16 protein-coding genes, 1 tRNA gene and 1 other RNA gene are annotated in these 17,489 nt (G+C 68.0%); 7 read left to right on the top strand and 11 right to left on the bottom strand.

Annotated elements, in window-relative coordinates; genetic code table 11:
• From HQ308_RS19355 to ffs, 5 genes are all read right to left on the bottom strand, one after another.
• Positions 1 to 1,450: DNA polymerase III subunit gamma and tau (locus HQ308_RS19355; RefSeq protein WP_222647540.1), on the bottom strand; the 1,450-nt coding region annotated here is incomplete at its 3' end.
• 46 nt (positions 1,451 to 1,496) lie between these two features.
• Entirely contained in the window at positions 1,497 to 2,081 is a 585-nt protein-coding gene (locus HQ308_RS19350) for an HhH-GPD-type base excision DNA repair protein (RefSeq protein WP_027506627.1), read from the bottom strand.
• A 12-nt stretch (positions 2,082 to 2,093) separates the two neighbouring features.
• Positions 2,094 to 2,999 carry a type IV toxin-antitoxin system AbiEi family antitoxin domain-containing protein gene (locus HQ308_RS19345; RefSeq protein ID WP_222638983.1) on the bottom strand — a complete coding sequence of 302 codons (906 nt, stop codon included), beginning with the start codon at positions 2,997 to 2,999 and terminating at the stop codon, positions 2,094 to 2,096.
• Between the two features lie 133 nt (positions 3,000 to 3,132).
• Positions 3,133 to 4,419, bottom strand: a complete 1,287-nt coding sequence (locus tag HQ308_RS19340; protein ID WP_222638984.1) for an aminotransferase class I/II-fold pyridoxal phosphate-dependent enzyme — start codon at positions 4,417 to 4,419, stop codon at positions 3,133 to 3,135.
• 41 nt (positions 4,420 to 4,460) lie between these two features.
• An RNA gene (gene ffs / locus HQ308_RS19335) (signal recognition particle sRNA small type) lies at positions 4,461 to 4,555 on the bottom strand.
• 82 nt (positions 4,556 to 4,637) lie between these two features.
• On the opposite strand from ffs, the gene HQ308_RS19330 reads away from it, so the two are divergent.
• A tRNA-Ser gene (locus HQ308_RS19330) sits at positions 4,638 to 4,722 on the top strand.
• 43 nt (positions 4,723 to 4,765) lie between these two features.
• Here HQ308_RS19330 and HQ308_RS22770 read toward each other — a convergent pair.
• Together HQ308_RS22770 and HQ308_RS19325 are read right to left on the bottom strand one after the other, a co-directional pair.
• Complete coding sequence (locus tag HQ308_RS22770; RefSeq protein WP_261770337.1) at positions 4,766 to 4,900, bottom strand: hypothetical protein; 135 nt, start codon at positions 4,898 to 4,900, stop codon at positions 4,766 to 4,768.
• 50 nt (positions 4,901 to 4,950) lie between these two features.
• Entirely contained in the window at positions 4,951 to 5,859 is a 909-nt protein-coding gene (locus HQ308_RS19325) for a DUF2797 domain-containing protein (RefSeq protein ID WP_261776328.1), read from the bottom strand.
• Between the two features lie 33 nt (positions 5,860 to 5,892).
• Here HQ308_RS19325 and HQ308_RS19320 point away from each other — a divergent pair, with 33 nt between their 5' ends.
• Both HQ308_RS19320 and HQ308_RS19315 read left to right on the top strand, forming a co-directional pair.
• Positions 5,893 to 6,432 carry a hypothetical protein gene (locus tag HQ308_RS19320; protein ID WP_027506624.1) on the top strand — a complete coding sequence of 180 codons (540 nt, stop codon included), beginning with the start codon at positions 5,893 to 5,895 and terminating at the stop codon, positions 6,430 to 6,432.
• Positions 6,433 to 6,572: 140 nt separating this feature from the next.
• Positions 6,573 to 7,475 (top strand): alpha/beta fold hydrolase, encoded by a 903-nt coding sequence (locus tag HQ308_RS19315; protein WP_027506623.1) that lies wholly within the window; start codon positions 6,573 to 6,575, stop codon positions 7,473 to 7,475.
• Between the two features lie 60 nt (positions 7,476 to 7,535).
• Here HQ308_RS19315 and HQ308_RS19310 read toward each other — a convergent pair whose 3' ends face one another.
• A complete protein-coding gene (locus HQ308_RS19310; protein WP_222647539.1) occupies positions 7,536 to 8,921 on the bottom strand; it encodes an MFS transporter in 1,386 nt (461 codons plus the stop codon).
• Between the two features lie 128 nt (positions 8,922 to 9,049).
• Between HQ308_RS19310 and HQ308_RS19305 the strand changes: the two genes are divergently transcribed.
• The 4 genes from HQ308_RS19305 to HQ308_RS19290 all read left to right on the top strand — a co-directional run bounded on the left by HQ308_RS19305 (position 9,050) and on the right by HQ308_RS19290 (position 12,512).
• Positions 9,050 to 10,003: a LysR family transcriptional regulator gene (locus HQ308_RS19305; RefSeq protein ID WP_261770339.1), complete on the top strand. Its 954-nt coding sequence runs from the start codon at positions 9,050 to 9,052 to the stop codon at positions 10,001 to 10,003.
• A complete protein-coding gene (gluQRS, locus tag HQ308_RS19300) occupies positions 10,000 to 10,890 on the top strand; it encodes a tRNA glutamyl-Q(34) synthetase GluQRS (RefSeq protein WP_056443240.1) in 891 nt (296 codons plus the stop codon). Before HQ308_RS19305 ends, gluQRS begins: the two co-directional genes overlap by 4 nt.
• 104 nt (positions 10,891 to 10,994) lie before the next feature.
• Complete coding sequence (locus HQ308_RS19295; RefSeq protein WP_222633296.1) at positions 10,995 to 11,690, top strand: RDD family protein; 696 nt, start codon at positions 10,995 to 10,997, stop codon at positions 11,688 to 11,690.
• 78 nt (positions 11,691 to 11,768) lie between these two features.
• Complete coding sequence (locus HQ308_RS19290; protein ID WP_222641275.1) at positions 11,769 to 12,512, top strand: queuosine precursor transporter; 744 nt, start codon at positions 11,769 to 11,771, stop codon at positions 12,510 to 12,512.
• 88 nt (positions 12,513 to 12,600) lie between these two features.
• Here the strand turns inward: HQ308_RS19290 and tgt are convergent, their stop codons facing one another.
• Genes tgt through HQ308_RS19275 form a run of 3 tightly spaced genes read right to left on the bottom strand, consistent with a single transcriptional unit; the run spans position 12,601 to position 17,479 of the window.
• On the bottom strand, positions 12,601 to 13,818 hold the full coding sequence (gene tgt / locus HQ308_RS19285; RefSeq protein WP_027506617.1) for a tRNA guanosine(34) transglycosylase Tgt: 1,218 nt from the start codon (positions 13,816 to 13,818) through the stop codon (positions 12,601 to 12,603).
• Positions 13,815 to 15,749 (bottom strand): ABC transporter ATP-binding protein, encoded by a 1,935-nt coding sequence (locus HQ308_RS19280; protein WP_222647538.1) that lies wholly within the window; start codon positions 15,747 to 15,749, stop codon positions 13,815 to 13,817. The genes tgt and HQ308_RS19280 overlap by 4 nt, the downstream gene beginning before the upstream one ends.
• The gene (locus HQ308_RS19275; protein WP_222647537.1) at positions 15,746 to 17,479 is read right to left on the bottom strand and encodes an ABC transporter ATP-binding protein; all 1,734 of its coding nucleotides are present in this window, start codon (positions 17,477 to 17,479) and stop codon (positions 15,746 to 15,748) included. Before HQ308_RS19275 ends, HQ308_RS19280 begins: the two co-directional genes overlap by 4 nt.
• Positions 17,480 to 17,489: the final 10 nt, after the last annotated feature.

Below are 17,489 nucleotides of genomic sequence, written 5' to 3'. Positions count from 1 at the left end.
GCTCCGGGGTCGGCTCGGGTTCAGGGGTGGCCGGCTGTGCTGCGGGCGGCTGCGCTGCGACCGGTTCGGGGCGCGCAGGTTCGGGGCGCGCAGGTTCGGGGCGCGCAGGTTCGGGTGTGACCGGTTCCGGTGCAGCGACTCTGGCTGCGGGGGCGTCGACGACGGGCGCGGGAGCGGCGGCCGGCTCGGCCGCCCGCTCGGACGGACGGCGGTACGTCTGCTGCTGCGCCGCCGCCTCGAGGCGGTCGTGCTGATGTTCGGCCTCGACCGCAGCGGCCTCGCCTGCGGGCAGGGTCACGTCGAGGCGCCGTTCGAGGCGCTCCAACCGTTGCAGCACAGCACTTTCCGCATCGGACGCCGCCGGCAGCAGCATCCGCGCACACATGACCTCCAGCAACAGCCGGGGAGCCGTGGCGCCGCGCATCTCACCGAGTCCGGCGTGCACCGTCTCCGCGAATCGGGCCAGCGTGGCCGGGCCGATGCGCTCCGCCTCGTCGCGCATCCGATCGAGCATGTCGGCGGGGGCGTCGACGAGTCCGCGCTCCCCCGCATCGGGGACCGCGCGCATGAGGATGAGGTCGCGGAGTCGATCGAGCAGGTCCACCGCGAACCGGCGGGGATCGTGGCCCGCGTCCATGACCTTCTCGACGGTGCCGAACAGAGCGGCACCGTCCCCGGCGGCCAGTGCGTCGACGGCCTCGTCGATCAGCGCGACGTCGGTGACGCCGAGCAGAGTGAGTGCGCGGGTGTACTGCACACCCTCGTCGCCTGCACCGGCGAGCAGCTGGTCCAGCACGCTGAGGGTGTCGCGCGGGGAGCCACCACCGGCACGAATGACCAACGGGTACACCGCATCCTGCACGGTGACCTTCTCCTCCGCACAGATGCGCTCCATCAGACCGCGCATGGCGAGCGGAGGCAGCAACCGGAAGGGGTAGTGATGGGTGCGGCTGCGGATGGTCGGCAGCACCTTCTCCGGCTCCGTGGTCGCGAACACGAAGATCAGGTGCTCGGGCGGCTCCTCCACGATCTTGAGCAGCGCATTGAAGCCCGCCGTCGTGACCATGTGGGCCTCGTCCACGATGAAGACGCGGTAGCGCGATTCCGCAGGCGCGTAGAACGCGCGGTCACGCAGCTCACGGGTGTCGTCCACGCCGCCGTGGCTGGCCGCGTCGAGCTCGATGACGTCGAGGTTGCCCGGGCCGCCGGGAGCGAGCGCGACACACGAGCCGCACACTCCGCACGGCGTCGACGTCGGACCCTGGACGCAGTTGAGCGACCGCGCCAGGATCCGTGCGGACGACGTCTTGCCACACCCGCGAGGGCCGGAGAAGAGGTAGGCGTGATTGATGCGCTTCGAGTCCAGTGCGACGGACAGAGGCTCGGTGACATGCTCCTGCCCGACCACTTCCGCGAACGTCGCTGGACGGTACTTCCGGTACAGGGCCACGCGAGAGAGAGTACCGACGTCGACCGACAGAACGGTCGGCGGGAACCTAGGATCCTGCGCTCTCCTTGGCGGCCCGCTTGGCCGCCTTCTTGAACTCGCGCACCTCGCCCAGACTGGTCGCGTCGACCACGTCGGCGATGGATCGTCGGGAGCCGTCGTCGCCGTACGATCCGGCGGCGTCGCGCCACCCGGCCGGCTCCACACCCATCTGCTTGCCCAGCAGAGCCAGGAAGATGCGCGCCTTCTGATCGCCGTACCCGGGCAGCGCCTTCAGTCGCTTCAGCACTTCTCTGCCGTCCGGGTCGCCGTCCGTCCAGATGGCGTCGGCGCGGCCGTCCCACTCGTCGACGATGTACGAGCACATCGACTGGATCCGCTTGCCCATCGACCCGGGGAACCGGTGCACCGCGGGTGGGGTGGAGCAGATCGCGAGGAAGTCGTCCTCCGGCATCTCGGCGATCGCGCGGACGTCGAGCGACCCGATGCGATCCACCAGCTTCTTCGGACCGGCGAACGCCGACTCCATCGGTACCTGCTGATCGAGCAACATCCCGATCAGCAGCGCGAGCGGGTCGGAGGCGAGCAGGGCGTCGGCGTCGGGATCCCCCACCAAGTGCAGCGTCGTGGCCATGGCGTCATTCTTTCACGCGGACAGCGCAGCACGAATGCGCTGCGCCAGCCGACCGTCGACGAGGTCCGCCCACGTCCACCGCACGACGATCCACCCGGCGGCACGCAGAGCGTCCTCCCGCAACTTCTCGCGGATCACGACTGCGTTCGCGGACTCGCCGTTGCGTGTGTACTTCGCCAGTCCGTCGAATTCGCCGAGCACGCGCTGGTCCTCCCACAGGAAGTCCGGCCGATACGTGCGCCCGTCGATCACGATCTCGATCTGCAGCTCGGGCGCGGGGAGCCCGTGCCGATCGAGGTACACCCGACTGCGCGATTCGCCGACGCTCTCGCTACGACCGTCCAAGAATGCGGCGGCACGTCGAGCGCCCGCGACGCCGCGCCGACGGCCACACCCGCGGATGGCCTCGGTGATGTCGTCGATCGATGTCGGAGTGCATGCCAGCGCCGAATCGCCAACGCACACAGCGGCTTCGAAGCTCGAGGCGCACGCAAGATCCGCCACGGTCCGCGCCGCGGAGGTCACTCTCGCACCGTCACGCATCACCACGTCCATATCGGCGAGTGGATGCGTGTGGAGGTGCCGTACCGCGTCGACACGTCCGCCGGTCGGCCTGTCGACCGTCAGGTGCACCAGCGGTGGCGGCCCCTGCCACAACGACATGCCCCACGCCAGCGCGGCCGACTCGTGGCTGAGCGTGAGACCCGGTCCGCCTGCGGCCAGGGCTGCCCGGGCTGCGAGAAGGTGTCGAGCCTCCGGCGTGGAGTCGGTGAAACGCCGCTTGTCGACGAAACACCCCCGCCGCACGGCCACGATGGACCCGGACCTGCGTGCACTGCGGATCTCGGTGTCGGACACACCTCGGCCGAGAAGATCCGCGCGCCGGATCAGTTCTGCGGCTTCGCCCTCGTCGCTCATGTGACGATCGTGGCCGAGATCCAGGAATGCTGCTCATGGCCATCCACAGGCGTCGAACCGTCACCGGTTTCCGCAACTCACAGGGGTTGCAGCCGGTGAACCCTGCCGGAATCGGTGTGAGAACCCGACCAAACTACGACCCGAGCAGCTTCTCCGTCGCGGCCAGCAGCACGCAGGTGGCCACGCCGTCCATCGCCGCGGACAACTCGTCGGTGGACGGGAAGCTGGGGGCGAGGCGAATGTTCCGGTCGTCGGGATCGCGCTTGTACGGGAAGGCGGAGCCGGCGCCGGTGAGGGCGATGCCGGCGTCCTTCGCCAGGGAGATGGTGCGCGCTGCGGTGCCGTCGAGCACGTCGAGGCTGATGAAGTACCCGCCCGCGGGCTCGGTCCACGACGCCACCTTCGACGCGCCCAGGCGATCGTCGAGGATCTCCTGTACCCGTGCGAACTTCGGCGCGAGGATCTCGCGGTGCTTCGCCATGTGTGCGCGCACACCGTCGGCATCACCGAAGAAACGCAGGTGGCGGAGCTGATTGAGCTTGTCGGGGCCGATGCTCTTCTTGCCGTAGTGGCCCAGGTACCAGTCGAGGTTCGCCGACGACGAACCGAGGAAGCTGACGCCGGCACCGGCGTAGGTGATCTTCGACGTGGACGCGAAGACGTACGGACGGTTCGCGTGACCGGCCTCCGCTGCCAGGCTCAGCACGTCGTACGCGGGCGGGAACTCGTCTGCCAGCGGATGCACCGCGTAGGCGTTGTCCCAGAACAGGCGATAGTCGGCGGCCGCGGTGGGCATCGTCGCGAGAGCGCGGGTGACCTCCTCCGAGTACACCGCGCCCGTGGGGTTGGCGTAGTTCGGCACGCACCACATGCCCTTGATCTGCGGATCGCCCGAGACCAGCCGCTCGACCTCGGCGACGTCGGGGCCGTCCTCGTTCATCGTCACCGGGATCATCTCGATGCCGTAGCTCTCGGTGATGGCGAAGTGCCGGTCGTAACCGGGGCTCGGGCACAGGAAGCGGACGACGGGTTCGGCCGACCACGGACGCACCGAGTCGACGGTGCCGTGCAGCAGCCCCCACACCACGAGGTCGTGCATGATCTCGAGGCTCGCGTTGTTTCCCGCGATCAGGTTCGCGGCCGGGATGTTCAGTAGCTCACCGAAGATGGCGCGCAGCTCGGGCAGACCCTGCAGTCCGCCGTAGTTGCGGCAGTCGGTGCCCTTGCCGTCCCGGTAGTCCTCACCGGGCAGGGTGAGCAGGCCGGCCGCGAGATCGAGCTGCTCGGGTGACGGCTTGCCGCGGGTGAGGTCCAGCGAGAGTCCGCGTGCGACCAGTGCCTCGTACTCGGCGGTGCGCTTCTCGTGCTCCGCGGCCAGCTCGTCGGGGTTCATCAGTCCGAGTTGAGCTTGGCCGGTCATGGCGAGGAGGGCCTTTCGAGGCGACTGCGCGTGGCGGGAAGTTAAGGGGACCCCGCGCACCCGGCAGAGCCCGTTGACCCTTGCTGCCTTCCGGCCCTGGGGGAGTTCACAGGATGCGCGCCGCGCGGGATCCGTGGACGAGTCTAGCCACATCCCCCGCGCACCACCGAACCGACCCGATTCGTCTCAACGGGGGTGTCGCCGGTAAGGTAGCCGACGGAGGATTCGCCTAGTGGCCTATGGCGCTCGCCTGGAACGCGGGTTGGGTTAACGCCCTCAGGGGTTCAAATCCCCTATCCTCCGCAGAGAAAGACCCCCGTGCACTGCACGGGGGTCTTCTTCGTTCTCACTCTCTGTCCAGCACCCAGGTCACGGGAGCCGGGTCGAGCCCTTCCACGACGCCGGCCGCCCACGCCTCGGCCGTCGACACGTCCTCGTGCTCGGCGGTGGCCAGGATGGAGTCGTCGCTGGTGTCTCTCACTCGGTAGGTCGGCATGGCTCACGAATGCCACGCGGCGGCCGGGGACAAACTCAGAACAGTGCTTCCTGCATGGCGGGCAGCGCGGTGTCGAACTCGCCCCTCTCGATACGCCGCCCGCGCAGTCTCGACAGGTCGGCCACGTAGAGCGAGTCCGGGTCTTCGGACACCGTGGCGCCGACGGCGGAACCGATGCACCACTGCACGGTCAGGCCGTGCGCACCGACGGCAGTGTCCAGCGGATAGGCCGTGCGCCGACCCGTGAAGGCCGCCTCTCGGCCCGCGGGCGGCTCCCACTGCTCGTCGACGACACGGAAGTCGTCGTCGGAGAAGTCGGGACCGAGGTCGGCGAGCACCTCGCGCGCCAGTGTCGCCGCGTCGGCGTTCGATCGGTCGAGGCGGGCGAGGTCGATCGGGCGGGTCAACCCCGCCGCCTTGGCTGCGGCGCGCACGGCCTGGCGCAGACCGGCAGTGTCGGTCATCGCGTCCTCGAGGTGCCGCACCACGCGTCCGTCGACCGCCCGTGCGACGTAGCGTCCGACCACAGCGCCCTGCTCGGTGAGCCGTCCCCATTTCCGAGGATCCGCCGCCGTTCCCACCTTGTCCGTCCCGTCGGCGAAGGTCGCGACGTAGAGCCAGTGCGGTTGCATCACGACGCTCTCGAGCCCCTTCGACAGGAAGTCCTGCCGGTGGACTATGTGGACGAACCGGTACGGATCCGCCGCGACACAGGCGTCGCAGTGCACCCCGGAGGTGGCGCGCGCACCGTTCGGGCAGGCCACGGGACGGCCGTCCTCGGCGCGGCGACCGATGCACCAGAGCACACCCGGCGCGTCGAGCGCGCGGTATCGCAGTGCGGACGACAGCACCGGCCGGGACGTCACCTCGCCGGTGTCCGTGTCGGTGACTCCGAGCAGCGGCTCCCCGCGTGGCCACCCGACACCGCGCACGACCAGGGCCATCGCGACTCCTCTCCACCTGGCAGCATTCCCGGGATGAGCACACCCGGACCCGTCGGATCCCTCTACCGCCGAGTGACGACGCGCAAGGCCGGCGTGCTGCCTCCGCACCGCGCCACCCGACGTCTCTCGGCCTACGTCTACGGAAACGTCCTGGTGATGACCGTGGTGGTCGCCGCCAGTCCGTCGTCCATCGCGAACGGTACGGCGGCGTTGTTGGTGATCGGCACCACGCTCACCACCTTCCTCGCCCACATCTTCGCGGACGCCGTCGCGGCCGGCACCGTCGACGACGACACCGTCGACTGGCGCGAGGAGTTGCGGGACTCGCTGCCGATCGCCTCCTCGGGCGTCGCGCCGTCGTTGCTGCTGGCGCTGGCGTGGCTCGAGATCCTGCCCGGCGCACTCGCGCAGGGGCTCGCGGGTGGTCTGGTGACGTTGCGTATCGCGTCGATCCCGGTGGTCGCCGAGCGTCTACGCGGCCGCGGACTGTCGTTTCGCCTGGTCCTGGCCGGTATCGCCACCGCAGTGCTGGCCGCGATCGTCGTGGCGGTGAAGGTGTATCTGACGCACTGATCGCGTCGTTCGCCACCGAAACCTCTTGTGACCGACACCGCCGCCGGGCAGTGAATGTCTGGGATCACATGCTCGCGGAACGGCTCCCCGCCGCCCACCAGCGTGCACACTGGAGCGGTAGTACAACGGAGGGATCTCCCATGGCGGCACTCGATACCGCACAGCCGGACATGCAGACACTCAGCCTGCACGGCAACGAACTGAAGTACCTGGACATCGGACACGGCCCCGCGGTCATCCTGATCCACGGACTGCTGGGCTCCCATCACAACTGGGAACCGCAGATCGACACCCTGTCGCAGCGGTACCGCGTCATCGTGCCGGACCTGTTCGGCCACGGTGAATCGGACAAGCCCGCCGGGGACTACTCCATCAGTTCCCACGCCGCGACGGTGCGCGACCTGCTGCACAGCCTGGACATCACGTCGGCGACGTTCGTGGGCCACTCGCTCGGCGGTGGCATCGCAATGCAGACGCTGTACCTGTTCCCCGAGTTGGTCGAGCGCATGGTGCTCATCGCCAGCGGCGGCCTCGGCCCCGAGGTGAGCCCCCTCCTGCGTGCGGCCACCCTGCCGGGCAGCGAATTCGTTCTCCCGCTGATGGCGAACCGCACCGTGCGGGGCCTCACCGATCTCGCGATCGATCGGCTCGACAAGCTGGGACTCCCCCTGATGAGCGCCAGTTCCTCCGAGGCGTGGCGCAGCTTCGGGTCGGTCCAGGACGCCGGCACCCGCCGCGCGTTCCTCGCGACCGCCCGCTCCGTCATCAGCTTCCGCGGTCAGACCATCAGTGCGACACCGCACTTCGCCAACTTCCCCAACATCCAGGCGATGCTGGTCTGGGGTGCGCGCGACAGCATCATCCCCAACTCGCACACCGAGAACGCTCGGGCCGAGTTGCCGCACGGCCGCGTCGAGATCTTCGAGAGGGCAGGGCATTTCCCGCATCTCGACAATCCCGACCGCTTCGACCGCATCTTCACCGAGTTCATGCGTGACTGCGAGGCCGGTGCCTCGCGTCCGCACCTCGTCGCCGAGGCCTGACACACACACGAACGCGCCCTCTCCCGTGATACGGGAGAGGGCGCGATTCTGTGTGCGTGCCTACTTCATCGGGATACCGGCCTTCGCGAGTTCTGCCTCGGTGGCCAGGTTCTTCGCGTCGGCGATGTCGATGCTCTCGAGCGCGATGCCCTTGGTCTCACGAGCCACCACGACGGCGATCAGCGTGATGAGCGCGGAGGCTGCGAGGTACCAGGCGATCGGCACGGACGAGCCGTAGACGTCCAGCAGCTTCACCGCGATGATCGGCGCGAGCGATCCGGCGACGATCGACGTCACCTGATAGCCCAGGGACACACCGGAATACCGCATACGCGTGGGGAACATCTCGGACATGATCGCCGGCTGGGTGGCGTACATGAAGGCGTGGAACACCAGTCCGATGATGATCGCCAGCATGATGACGACGTTGTGGCCGCTGTTCATCATGGGGAAGGCGAAGAAGCCCCACGTGCCGGCGGTGACCGCACCGACGAGGTACACCGGACGGCGTCCGACGGTGTCCGCCAGGCGACCGACCAACGGGATCACCGCGAAGTGCACAGCGTGCGCGATGAGCATCCACCACAGGATGGTGCTGGTGTCGGTTCCCACCTCGACCTTGAGGTAGGTGATGGAGAAGGTGACCACCAGGTAGTACATGACGTTCTCGCCGAAGCGCAGGCCCATCGCGGTGAACACGCCACGCGGGTAACGCTTGACGACCTCGAAGACGCCGTACGACGCGGCCTTGATGACCTCGGCCTGCTTCTGCGCCTCGACGAAGATGGGTGCGTCGGTGACCTTGGTGCGGACGTAGTAGCCGACGAAGACGATGACGGCGGACAGCCAGAACGCGACACGCCAGCCCCAGCTGAGGAACGCGTCCTCCGAGAGCACGGTGGTGAGCACCAACAGAACGACCGTCGCGAGCAGGTTGCCGCCGGGGACACCGGCCTGCGGCCAACTGGCCCAGAAGCCGCGGCTCTTGTTGGGGCTGTGCTCGGCGACGAGAAGCACTGCGCCGCCCCACTCACCGCCCACCGCGAAGCCCTGGATGAAGCGCAGCGTCACCAGAAGTGCCGGCGCCCAGTACCCGATCTGGTTGAACGTCGGCAGGCAGCCCATGAGGAAGGTGGCGGCGCCGACCAGCACCAGCGAGAACTGCAGGAGCTTCTTACGTCCGTACTTGTCACCGAAGTGACCGAAGACGATGCCACCGAGCGGTCGTGCGACGAAGCCGACCGCGTACGTGACGAAGGCCGCCAGGATGGCGTCGAGTTCGCTGGTTCCCTCCGCGAACATGATCTTGCTGAACACGAGCGTCGCCGCCGTGCCGTAGAGGAAGAACTCGTACCACTCGACCACGGTGCCCGCCATGGATGCGGCGACCACCTTCCGCAGACCCGACGGTTCCTCGTCGCGATCCACCCTGTCGACAACCGACATGACATTCTCCTTGCTGAGTCTCCGGTGCCGGGACAGTGATCCACGGCACACGCCGAGTCGAGTATCGACGCAGATCACCGCGCCGCACAATGGCCGCGCGCGCACGACCGAACTGCAAAGATGCACACATGACCTCGTCCGGACGCTCCTCGGCGCACACGCCGCCCAGCGCGGACGATCTTCTCGTCCTCCTCGCCGTCGGGCGCAGCGGCCGCTTCACCGCCGCCGCGGACAGCCTCGGTGTCAATCACACGACGGTGTCTCGCCGCATCGCCTCACTGGAGAAATCACTCGGTGGCCGGGTACTGGTCCGCACCTCGGGCGGCTGGGAACTCACCGACCTGGGCCGACACGCACTCGCCGCGGCCGAGACGGTCGACAGCGTGGTGCGCGGCCTGGTGGACCCGGGCGGTGCGTCGCTGCGTGGTGTCGTCCGCATCTCCGCGACGGACGGATTCAGCGCCTACATCGCGGCGCCGGCCGCCGTCAGTGTGCAGGAACGGCACCCCGAGGTGTCCGTGGAACTGGTCGCCGCGACGCGACGCGCCTCGCAACAACGGTCGGGAATGGACATCGAGATCGTCGTCGGCACGCCTCAGGTGCACCGCGCCGAGGCCGTGCACCTCGGCGAGTACTGCCTCGGTCTGTACGCCACTCCGGAGTACCTCGAGCACCACGACACCATCACCACCCGACGCGACCTCGCCGGCCATCCCCTCGTCTACTTCGTCGAGTCGATGCTCCACGTCGACGACCTGGATCTCGCGCGCTCGGTCGCCGTCGGCGACGCTCCCCCGTCGTCGGACGTCCCGGTGATGCGGAGTTCGGTGAGCTCGACCAACGTCTTCGTGCACGTCGAGGCCACGCGGGCGGGCGCCGGTATCGGCCTGCTGCCGTGCTTCATGGCCGACCGGCACCGCGATCTCGTGCGCATCCTGCGCTCGGAGGTGTCGGTCACCCTGGCCTACTGGCTGGTCGTGCGCGGCGAGACGCTGCGCCGCCCCGAGGTCGGGGTGGTGGTCGACGCGCTGCGGACGGAGGTCGCGTCCCGACGGGACGAGCTCATGGGTCGCGGCGAGTGAACGGCCGCTTCGCACCGAGCCCCTCCGGCGACCTCCACATCGGGAACCTCCGCACGGCTGTGCTCGCGTGGCTCCTCGCCCGCGGAACCGGACGCGGATTCGTCCTGCGCGTCGAGGACCTCGATCGCGTGCGACCGGGAGCCGAACACCGTCAGCTCGACGATCTCGCCGCCGTCGGCATCACCGTCGACGGGCCGGTGCTGCGGCAATCGGATCGCCGAGAGTCCTATGCCGCGGCCATCGCCTCCCTCGCCGCCGACGGCCGTGTCTACGAGTGTTTCTGCACCCGCCGCGAGATCCAGCAGGCCGCGTCCGCACCGCACGCTCCCGAGGGTGCGTACCCCGGAACCTGCCGGAACCTCACCGAGGCGCAACGCGCGTCCCGCCGCGCCGAGGGCCGACGCGCCGCGCTGCGGTTGCGTTCGGACACGCGGTCGTTCACCGTGACCGACGCCCTCGTCGGCGAGTTCACGGGCGTGGTCGACGACCTCGTCCTCCAGCGCACGGACGGCGTTCCCGCCTACAACCTCGCCGTCGTCGTCGACGACGGGTTCCAGAGCGTCGACCAGGTGGTTCGCGCGGACGACCTGCTCGCGTCGGCGCCGCGTCAGGCCTACCTCGCCGGTCTGCTCGGCGTGCAGATCCCGGAGTACGTGCACGTCCCGCTCGCTCTCGGACCGACGGGCAAGCGCCTCGCCAAGCGGGACGGCGCCGTCACCCTGCGCGACCGACTCGCCGCCGGGCAGACCGTGTCCGACGTCCGCGCCGAGATCGCGTCGTCGATCGGGGTTCCGTCCGAGCGCACGCACGAATCGCTGTCCGACCTGGCCTCGCACTGGTCCCTGGACCTGCTCCCGAGGGAGCCGTGGTTCGTGCTCGGTCACTGATCGAGACCCCGTTGCAACGGAACATCGCACACCGGTCGGGGCGCATCGGACGTAAGGTGGCCGCGAGAAGACTCCGACACGTCAACCCGTACGAGAAGGACATCATGACCACAGGCGGTTTCGACCCGAGCAAGGATCCGCAGAACCCCGGCAGCTACCCGCCGCCGCAGCAGGGTTCCTACCCGCCCCCGTCGCAGGGGTCCTACCCGCCGCCCTCGCAGGGCAGTTACCCCCCGCCCTCGCAGGGCAACTACCCGCCACAGCAGGGTGGCTACCCCCAGCAGGGCGGCTACCCCCAGCAGGGTGGCTACCCGACGCCCCCGCAGTTCGACAACACCACCAACTACGGTGGCTCGAACTTCGGTGGAGTGCCCGGCGGCGGTCAGCCCGGTGGGCTCGGCATTCGACTGGGCGCGCGCATCATCGACGGGATCATCGTCGGCATCGTCGCGCTGATCCTCGCCGCGATCTTCGGTGCGACCGACAACATCCTCGTCACCGGACTCTTCTCCGGCGTCCTGACGTTCGCGTACTTCGTCGGCCTCGAGGTCAGCCAGGGCGCGACACTCGGCAAGAAGATCCTCGGACTCCAGGTGCACGGTCCCGCCGGCACGCCGCGGCCGACGCTGCAGCAGTCCGCGATCCGCAACGCGTTCACGCTGCTCAACATCATCCCGTTCCTCGGTAGCCTGCTCGCGTTCATCGCCGTGATCGTCATCGCCGTCACGGTCAACTCGAGCCCCACCAAGCAGGGCAAGCACGATCAGTTCGCCGGTGGCACCCAGGTGGTCAAGAAGTAGCCTCCGCACACACCGACATCGGGCGCGGATCCCTTCGGGGATTCGCGCCCGTCGTCGTCTCGGTGCTTGGATCGACCGGTGACTGCAACCAACTCCACCGCCACCGACGACGACACTCCGTCTGGACAGGCCTCGTTCGCCCACATCAGCCGTGGCTTCTACCCCGCCATCGTCGCGCTCTTCGTCGCGACGCTGCTGATCTCGAACGTGGCCGCCAGCAAGGGTGTCGCCTTCTTCGCCGCGTCCGACGTCTCGCTCGGGCCCTTCCAGATTCTCCCCATCAACACCGACGGCGCGTTCTTCCTCTTCCCCCTCGCGTACATCCTCGGCGATGTGCTCAGCGAGGTGTACGGGCTCAAGGCGACGCGCCGCGCCATCTACCTGGGCTTCGGCTCTCTCCTGCTCACATCGGTCTGCTTCTGGATCGCCATCGAACTCCCCGCCGCGTCGTTCTACGAGAACCAGGCCGCACTCGAGACCGTCGTCGGCGTCGTGCCGCGCCTGGTCCTCGCCGGTCTCGCCGGTTACACCGTCGGACAGCTGTTGAACTCCATCGTGCTGGTGAAGATCAAGGAACGCACCAAGGAGAAGCACCTGTGGGCCCGCCTCATCGGGTCGACGGTGGTCGGCGAGTTCTTCGACACCCTGATCTTCTGCAGCATCGCGGCCGGCGTCATCGGCATCACGACGGGCGCCGACTTCGTGAACTACGTCATCGTCGGCTTCCTGTGGAAGACCCTCGTCGAGGTGCTCGTGCTCCCGATCACCTACGCCGTCATCGCGTACATCAAGAAGCGCGAGCCGACCTACTCCCCGGACTGACCCCCGCCCGCCCCCGCGAGTACGTCGATACTGTCGTTGTCGAGCACGACTTCACGACACTATGGGCGTACTCGCGGGGAGTTGCGGCTCAGGAATAGAAGCGCGCCAGCGTGTCCTTCTTGAACTCCTGGAACCGCCCGTCGCGGATGGAGGCGCGGATGTCGTCCACCAGCCGCACGGTGAACCGCTCGTTGTGAATGGTGGCGAGGGTTGAGGCCAGCATCTCCTTGGCCTTGAACAGGTGATGCATGTACGCCCGCGTGTAGTGCGCGCAGGTGTAGCAGTCGCACTCCTCGTCGATCGGCGTGAAGTCCCGACGGAACCGCGCGGTGTTGATGTTGAAGCGCCCGTCCGGTGTGTAGATCGCCGCGTTCCGGGCCACGCGTGACGGATTCACGCAGTCGAACGTGTCGGCACCGTTCTCGATGGCGACGAAGAAGTCGTCCGGCTCGCTGATCCCGAGCATGTGGCGCGGTTTGTGTTCGGGCAGTTCCTCGTTCACCCAGCGGACGATGGTGCCGAGGTTCTGCTTCTCCAGAGCGCCGCCGATGCCGTAGCCGTCGAATCCGCGCCCGGTCTCGCCGACGATGGTCTCGAGATCGTGTGCCGCCTTCCGACGAAGGTCCTCGTACTGCGCACCCTGCACCACACCGAACAGCGCCTGGTACGGCTTGTCGGCTCGCTCGGCCGTGAGGCGCTCGTGCTCGGCGATGCACCGCACCGCCCACGCCTGCGTGCGGTCCAGCGACTGTTCCTGGTACGCACGGGTGTTCATCAACGTGGTCAGCTCGTCGAACGCGAACATGATGTCCGCGCCGAGCTGGTGCTGGATCTGCATCGACACCTCGGGAGTGAAGCGGTGCCGCGATCCGTCGAGGTGGGACTTGAACGTCACGCCGTCGTCGTCGACGTGCGCGAGGCGCTCCTTGCCCTCGGCGATGACGTCGTCCGACTCCACCCGAGTGGCGTCCATCGAGATGACCTTCTTGAACCCGACGCCGAGCGACATCACCTGGAACCCGCCGCTGTCGGTGAACGTCGGGCCGTCCCAGTTCATGAACGTGCCGAGTCCCCCGGCCTCGTCCACGATGTCGGGCCCCGGCTGCAGGTACAGGTGGTAGGCGTTCGCCAGAACCGCCTGTGCGCCCAGCTCTTTCATCGACTCCGGCAGCACCGCCTTGACGGTGGCCTTGGTGCCGACGGCGATGAACGCGGGGGTCTCGATGTCGCCGTGCGGCGTCCGCAGGGTGCCGGTTCGACCGAGATGGTCCTCGATACGGGTCTCGACTGTGAAGAGGTCGGTCATGCCCCCATCGAACCAGACGCCAGCTGCTGCTCCTGCAGGCCGGACGCGCTGAGACGGTGGTAGGCGCCGCGCGCCGCGATGAGCTCGTCGTGCGTGCCCTTCTCCACGATGGACCCGTTCTCCATCACCAGGATCAGATCGGCGTCGCGGATCGTGGAGAGGCGGTGCGCGATCACGAAACTCGTGCGATCGCTGCGCAGGGCCGCGGTGGCCTTCTGCACCAGCAGCTCGGTACGGGTGTCGACGGAGCTGGTGGCCTCGTCGAGGATCAGCACGGCCGGGTCGGCGAGGAACGCGCGCGCGATGGTGATCAACTGCTTCTCGCCCGCACTGACGTTGCTGCCCTCCTCGTCGATGACGGTGTCGTACCCGTCGGGCAGCGAGTGCACGAAACGGTCGACGTAACTCACCCGCGCCGCCTCCATGATCGACTCCTCGGTGGCGCCACTGTTGCCGTACGCGATGTTGTCGCGGATGCTGCCGCCGAACAGCCAGGTGTCCTGCAGCACCATGCCGGTGCGCGATCGCAGCGTCGCCCGCGTCATGTCACGCGTGTCCACACCGTCGAGCGTGATCGAGCCGGAATCGATGTCGTAGAACCGCATCACGAGGTTCACGAGCGTCGTCTTGCCGGCGCCGGTGGGGCCGACGATCGCAACCATCTGGCCGGGTTCCGCCACGAAGGACAGCCCGTCGATGAGCGGACGCTCCGGTTCGTAGCGGAACGACACGTCCCGGAACTCGACGCGTCCACTGCGCGTGGTGGGGGTGACGGGTGCCGACGGATCGGCGCCCTCCTCCTCGGCGTCGAGGATCTCGAAGATGCGCTCCGCCGAGGCGACACCCGACTGGAGCAGGTTGACCATCGAGCCGATCTGCGTGAGCGGCTGTGTGAACTGGCGGGAGTACTGGATGAAGGCCTGCACCTCGCCCAGGCTCAGCGTGCCGGACGCGACGCGCAGTCCGCCCACCACGGCGATGGCGACGTAGTTGAGGTTGCCCAGGAACATGATGGCGGGCATGACGATTCCGGAGATGAACTGTGCCCGGAAGCTCGCCTGGTACAGCTCCTCGTTGCTCTCGTGGAACACCCGCGCCGTCTCGTGCTGGCGGCCGTAGGCCTTGACCAGCTCGTGCCCGGTGTAGGCCTCCTCGACCTGTGCGTTGAGCGCGCCGGTCTGCTTCCACTGCGCGATGAAGTGCGGCTGCGAGCGCTTGGCGATCATCGCCGTCACCACAATCGACAGCGGCACCGTCAGGATCGCGACCAGTGCGAGCAGCGGCGAGATCCACAGCATCATGCCCAGGATGCCGAAGACCGTGAGCACCGAGACCACGAGCTGGCTGAGTGTCTGTTGCAGGCTCTGCGAGACGTTGTCGATGTCGTTGGTGACTCGCGAGAGCACGTCGCCGCGCTTGTGGGAGTCGAAGTAGCGCAACGGCAACCGGTGGATCTTGTTCTCGACATCGGTACGCAGACGCTTGATGACGCGTTGCAGCGCGATGTTGAGAATGTAGCCCTGCACCCAGGACAGCAGTGCGGACCCGATGTAGAGGATGAGGACGAGGACCAGCACCTTGCCGACGGCGTCGAAGTCGACTCCCCGACCGGGGACAACGTCCATGCTCGACACCATGTCGGCGCGTGTGCCCTCACCCGAGGCGCGGAGACCGTCGACGACCTGCTCCTTGGTCAGCGAGGGGTCGAGCGAACGGCCGACGATGCCGTCGAAGATGAGGTTGGTGGCTCTGCCCAGGATGTTCGGGGCGAGAACGGTGAGAACGACGCTAGCGACGGCGAACACGAGTACCACCGTGAGCAGCATGCGCTGCGGAAGGAGCCGGCGCAGCAGCCGCCTGACGGACGGTCCGAAGCTCATCGCCTTCGTGCCGGGAGCACCGGGACCGGGAGGACCGCCGGGCCGCGTCATGCGACACCCGCTGCGGTGCGCTGCGAGTCGACGATCTCGGCATAGGTGGGACACGTCTCGAGCAGCTCGTCGTGCGTACCGAGGCCGACCATCCTGCCGTCGTCGAGCACCACGATGCTGTCCGCGTCGCGGATGGTGGACACCCGCTGCGCGACGACGATGACGCAGGCGTCACGTGTGATGGGGCGCAGGGCCGCTCGGAGATTCGCGTCCGTCGTCAGGTCGAGAGCGGAGAACGCGTCGTCGAAGACGTAGATGCTCGGCCGCCGGATGATGGCGCGGGCGATGGCCAGTCGCTGACGCTGCCCACCGGAGACGGTGGTGCCGCCCTGGGCGACGGGGGTCTCGAGACCCTCGGGCATCTCGCGGACGAAGTCGGCGGCCTGCGCCACCTCGAGTGCGTCCCACATCTCGGCCTCCGTGGCGTCCTCCTTGCCGTAGCGAAGATTGGAAGCGATGGTGCCGGAGAACAGGAAGGGCCGCTGGGGGATCAGTCCGATCTCCGCTCGCAGCGCCTCCGGATCGAGTTCTCGCACATCGGTTCCGCCCACGCGCACCACTCCGTCGGTCGTGTCGATGAGACGCGGGATCAGGTTGACCAGCGTCGTCTTGCCCGAGCCGGTGCTGCCGATCACGGCCGTGGTGGTTCCGGCCGTCGCCCGGAACGACACGTCGCAGAGCACCGGGTGATCGGCCGCGGGATACGCGAAGGCGGCCTTGTCGAATTCCACCGTCGACGGCGCCGAGGCGAAGACGACGGGCTTCGCGGAGGGCACGACGGACGAATTCGTGTCGAGCACCTCGGTGATGCGCTCGGCACACACGCTGGCGCGCGGGATCATCATCGCGATGAACGACGCCATGATCACCGACATCAGGATCTGCATGATGTAGCTCAGCAGGGCCGTCAGCGATCCGATCTCCATGCGTCCCTCGTCGACGGCGTGACCGCCGAACCAGATCACCGCGACGCTGGTGACGTTGCTGATGAGCATGACCACCGGGAACATGAGCGCCATCAGACGACCGACCTGCAGTGCGGTGGCGGTGAGGGCGGTGTTCGCGTCGTCGAAACGCTCCACCTCGTACGGCTCGCGCACGAAGGCGCGCACCACGCGGATGCCCGTGATCTGCTCGCGCAGAACGCGGTTGACCGTGTCGATGCGCTTCTGCATGACCTTGAACGCCGGCACCATGCGGACCACGACGAAGCCCATGCTCAGCGCCAGCGCAGGAACGGCGATACCGAGGAGCCACGACAGTCCGAAGTCCTCGCGCAGAGCCATGACGATGCCGCCGACGCACATGATGGGCGCCATCACCAGGATGGTGCAGCCCATCAGAACCACCATCTGCACCTGCTGAACATCGTTCGTGTTGCGGGTGATGAGCGACGGAGCGCCGAACGTCCCGACCTCGCGCGCCGAGAAAGTGCCGACGCGGTCGAGGAGCGCCCCGCGGATGTCGCGGCCGGCCGCCATGGCGGCGCGTGCTCCGAAGTAGACGCCGCCGATCGAGCACGCGATCTGCACGGCGGAGACGGCCAGCATGATCGAGCCGGTCGACAGGATGTAGCCGGTGTCGCCGGTCGTCACGCCGTTGTCGATGATGTCGGCGTTGAGGCTGGGCAGGTACAGCGAGGCCACGGTGGCCACGAACTGCAGCACCACCACGCCTGTCAGCGCGCCGCGGTACGGCGCCAGATACCGGCGGAGAAGTGAGATCAACACGTCGTGCATC

Origin of the sequence: Rhodococcus sp. BP-241, assembly GCF_019836145.1 — a bacterium.
Lineage (GTDB): Bacteria > Actinomycetota > Actinomycetes > Mycobacteriales > Mycobacteriaceae > Rhodococcoides.
Note: the sequence above shows the minus strand (reverse complement) of the source record. Positions and strands in the feature narration are given on the sequence as shown.

Bases quoted from the DNA above. Each gene is read 5' to 3' on its own strand.
- HQ308_RS19350 (WP_027506627.1), bottom strand. From the start codon at position 2,081: ATGGCCACGACGCTGCACTTGGTGGGGGATCCCGACGCCGACGCCCTG.
- HQ308_RS19305 (WP_261770339.1), top strand. From the start codon at position 9,050: ATGACCTCGTCCGGACGCTCCTCGGCGCACACGCCGCCCAGCGCGGAC.
- HQ308_RS19280 (WP_222647538.1), bottom strand. From the start codon at position 15,749: ATGACGCGGCCCGGCGGTCCTCCCGGTCCCGGTGCTCCCGGCACGAAG.
- HQ308_RS19310 (WP_222647539.1), bottom strand. From the start codon at position 8,921: ATGTCGGTTGTCGACAGGGTGGATCGCGACGAGGAACCGTCGGGTCTG.
- HQ308_RS19340 (WP_222638984.1), bottom strand. From the start codon at position 4,419: ATGACCGGCCAAGCTCAACTCGGACTGATGAACCCCGACGAGCTGGCC.
- HQ308_RS19320 (WP_027506624.1), top strand. From the start codon at position 5,893: ATGAGCACACCCGGACCCGTCGGATCCCTCTACCGCCGAGTGACGACG.
- HQ308_RS19345 (WP_222638983.1), bottom strand. From the start codon at position 2,999: ATGAGCGACGAGGGCGAAGCCGCAGAACTGATCCGGCGCGCGGATCTT.
- HQ308_RS19315 (WP_027506623.1), top strand. From the start codon at position 6,573: ATGGCGGCACTCGATACCGCACAGCCGGACATGCAGACACTCAGCCTG.
- tgt (WP_027506617.1), bottom strand. From the start codon at position 13,818: ATGACCGACCTCTTCACAGTCGAGACCCGTATCGAGGACCATCTCGGT.
- HQ308_RS19295 (WP_222633296.1), top strand. From the start codon at position 10,995: ATGACCACAGGCGGTTTCGACCCGAGCAAGGATCCGCAGAACCCCGGC.
- HQ308_RS19325 (WP_261776328.1), bottom strand. From the start codon at position 5,859: ATGGCCCTGGTCGTGCGCGGTGTCGGGTGGCCACGCGGGGAGCCGCTG.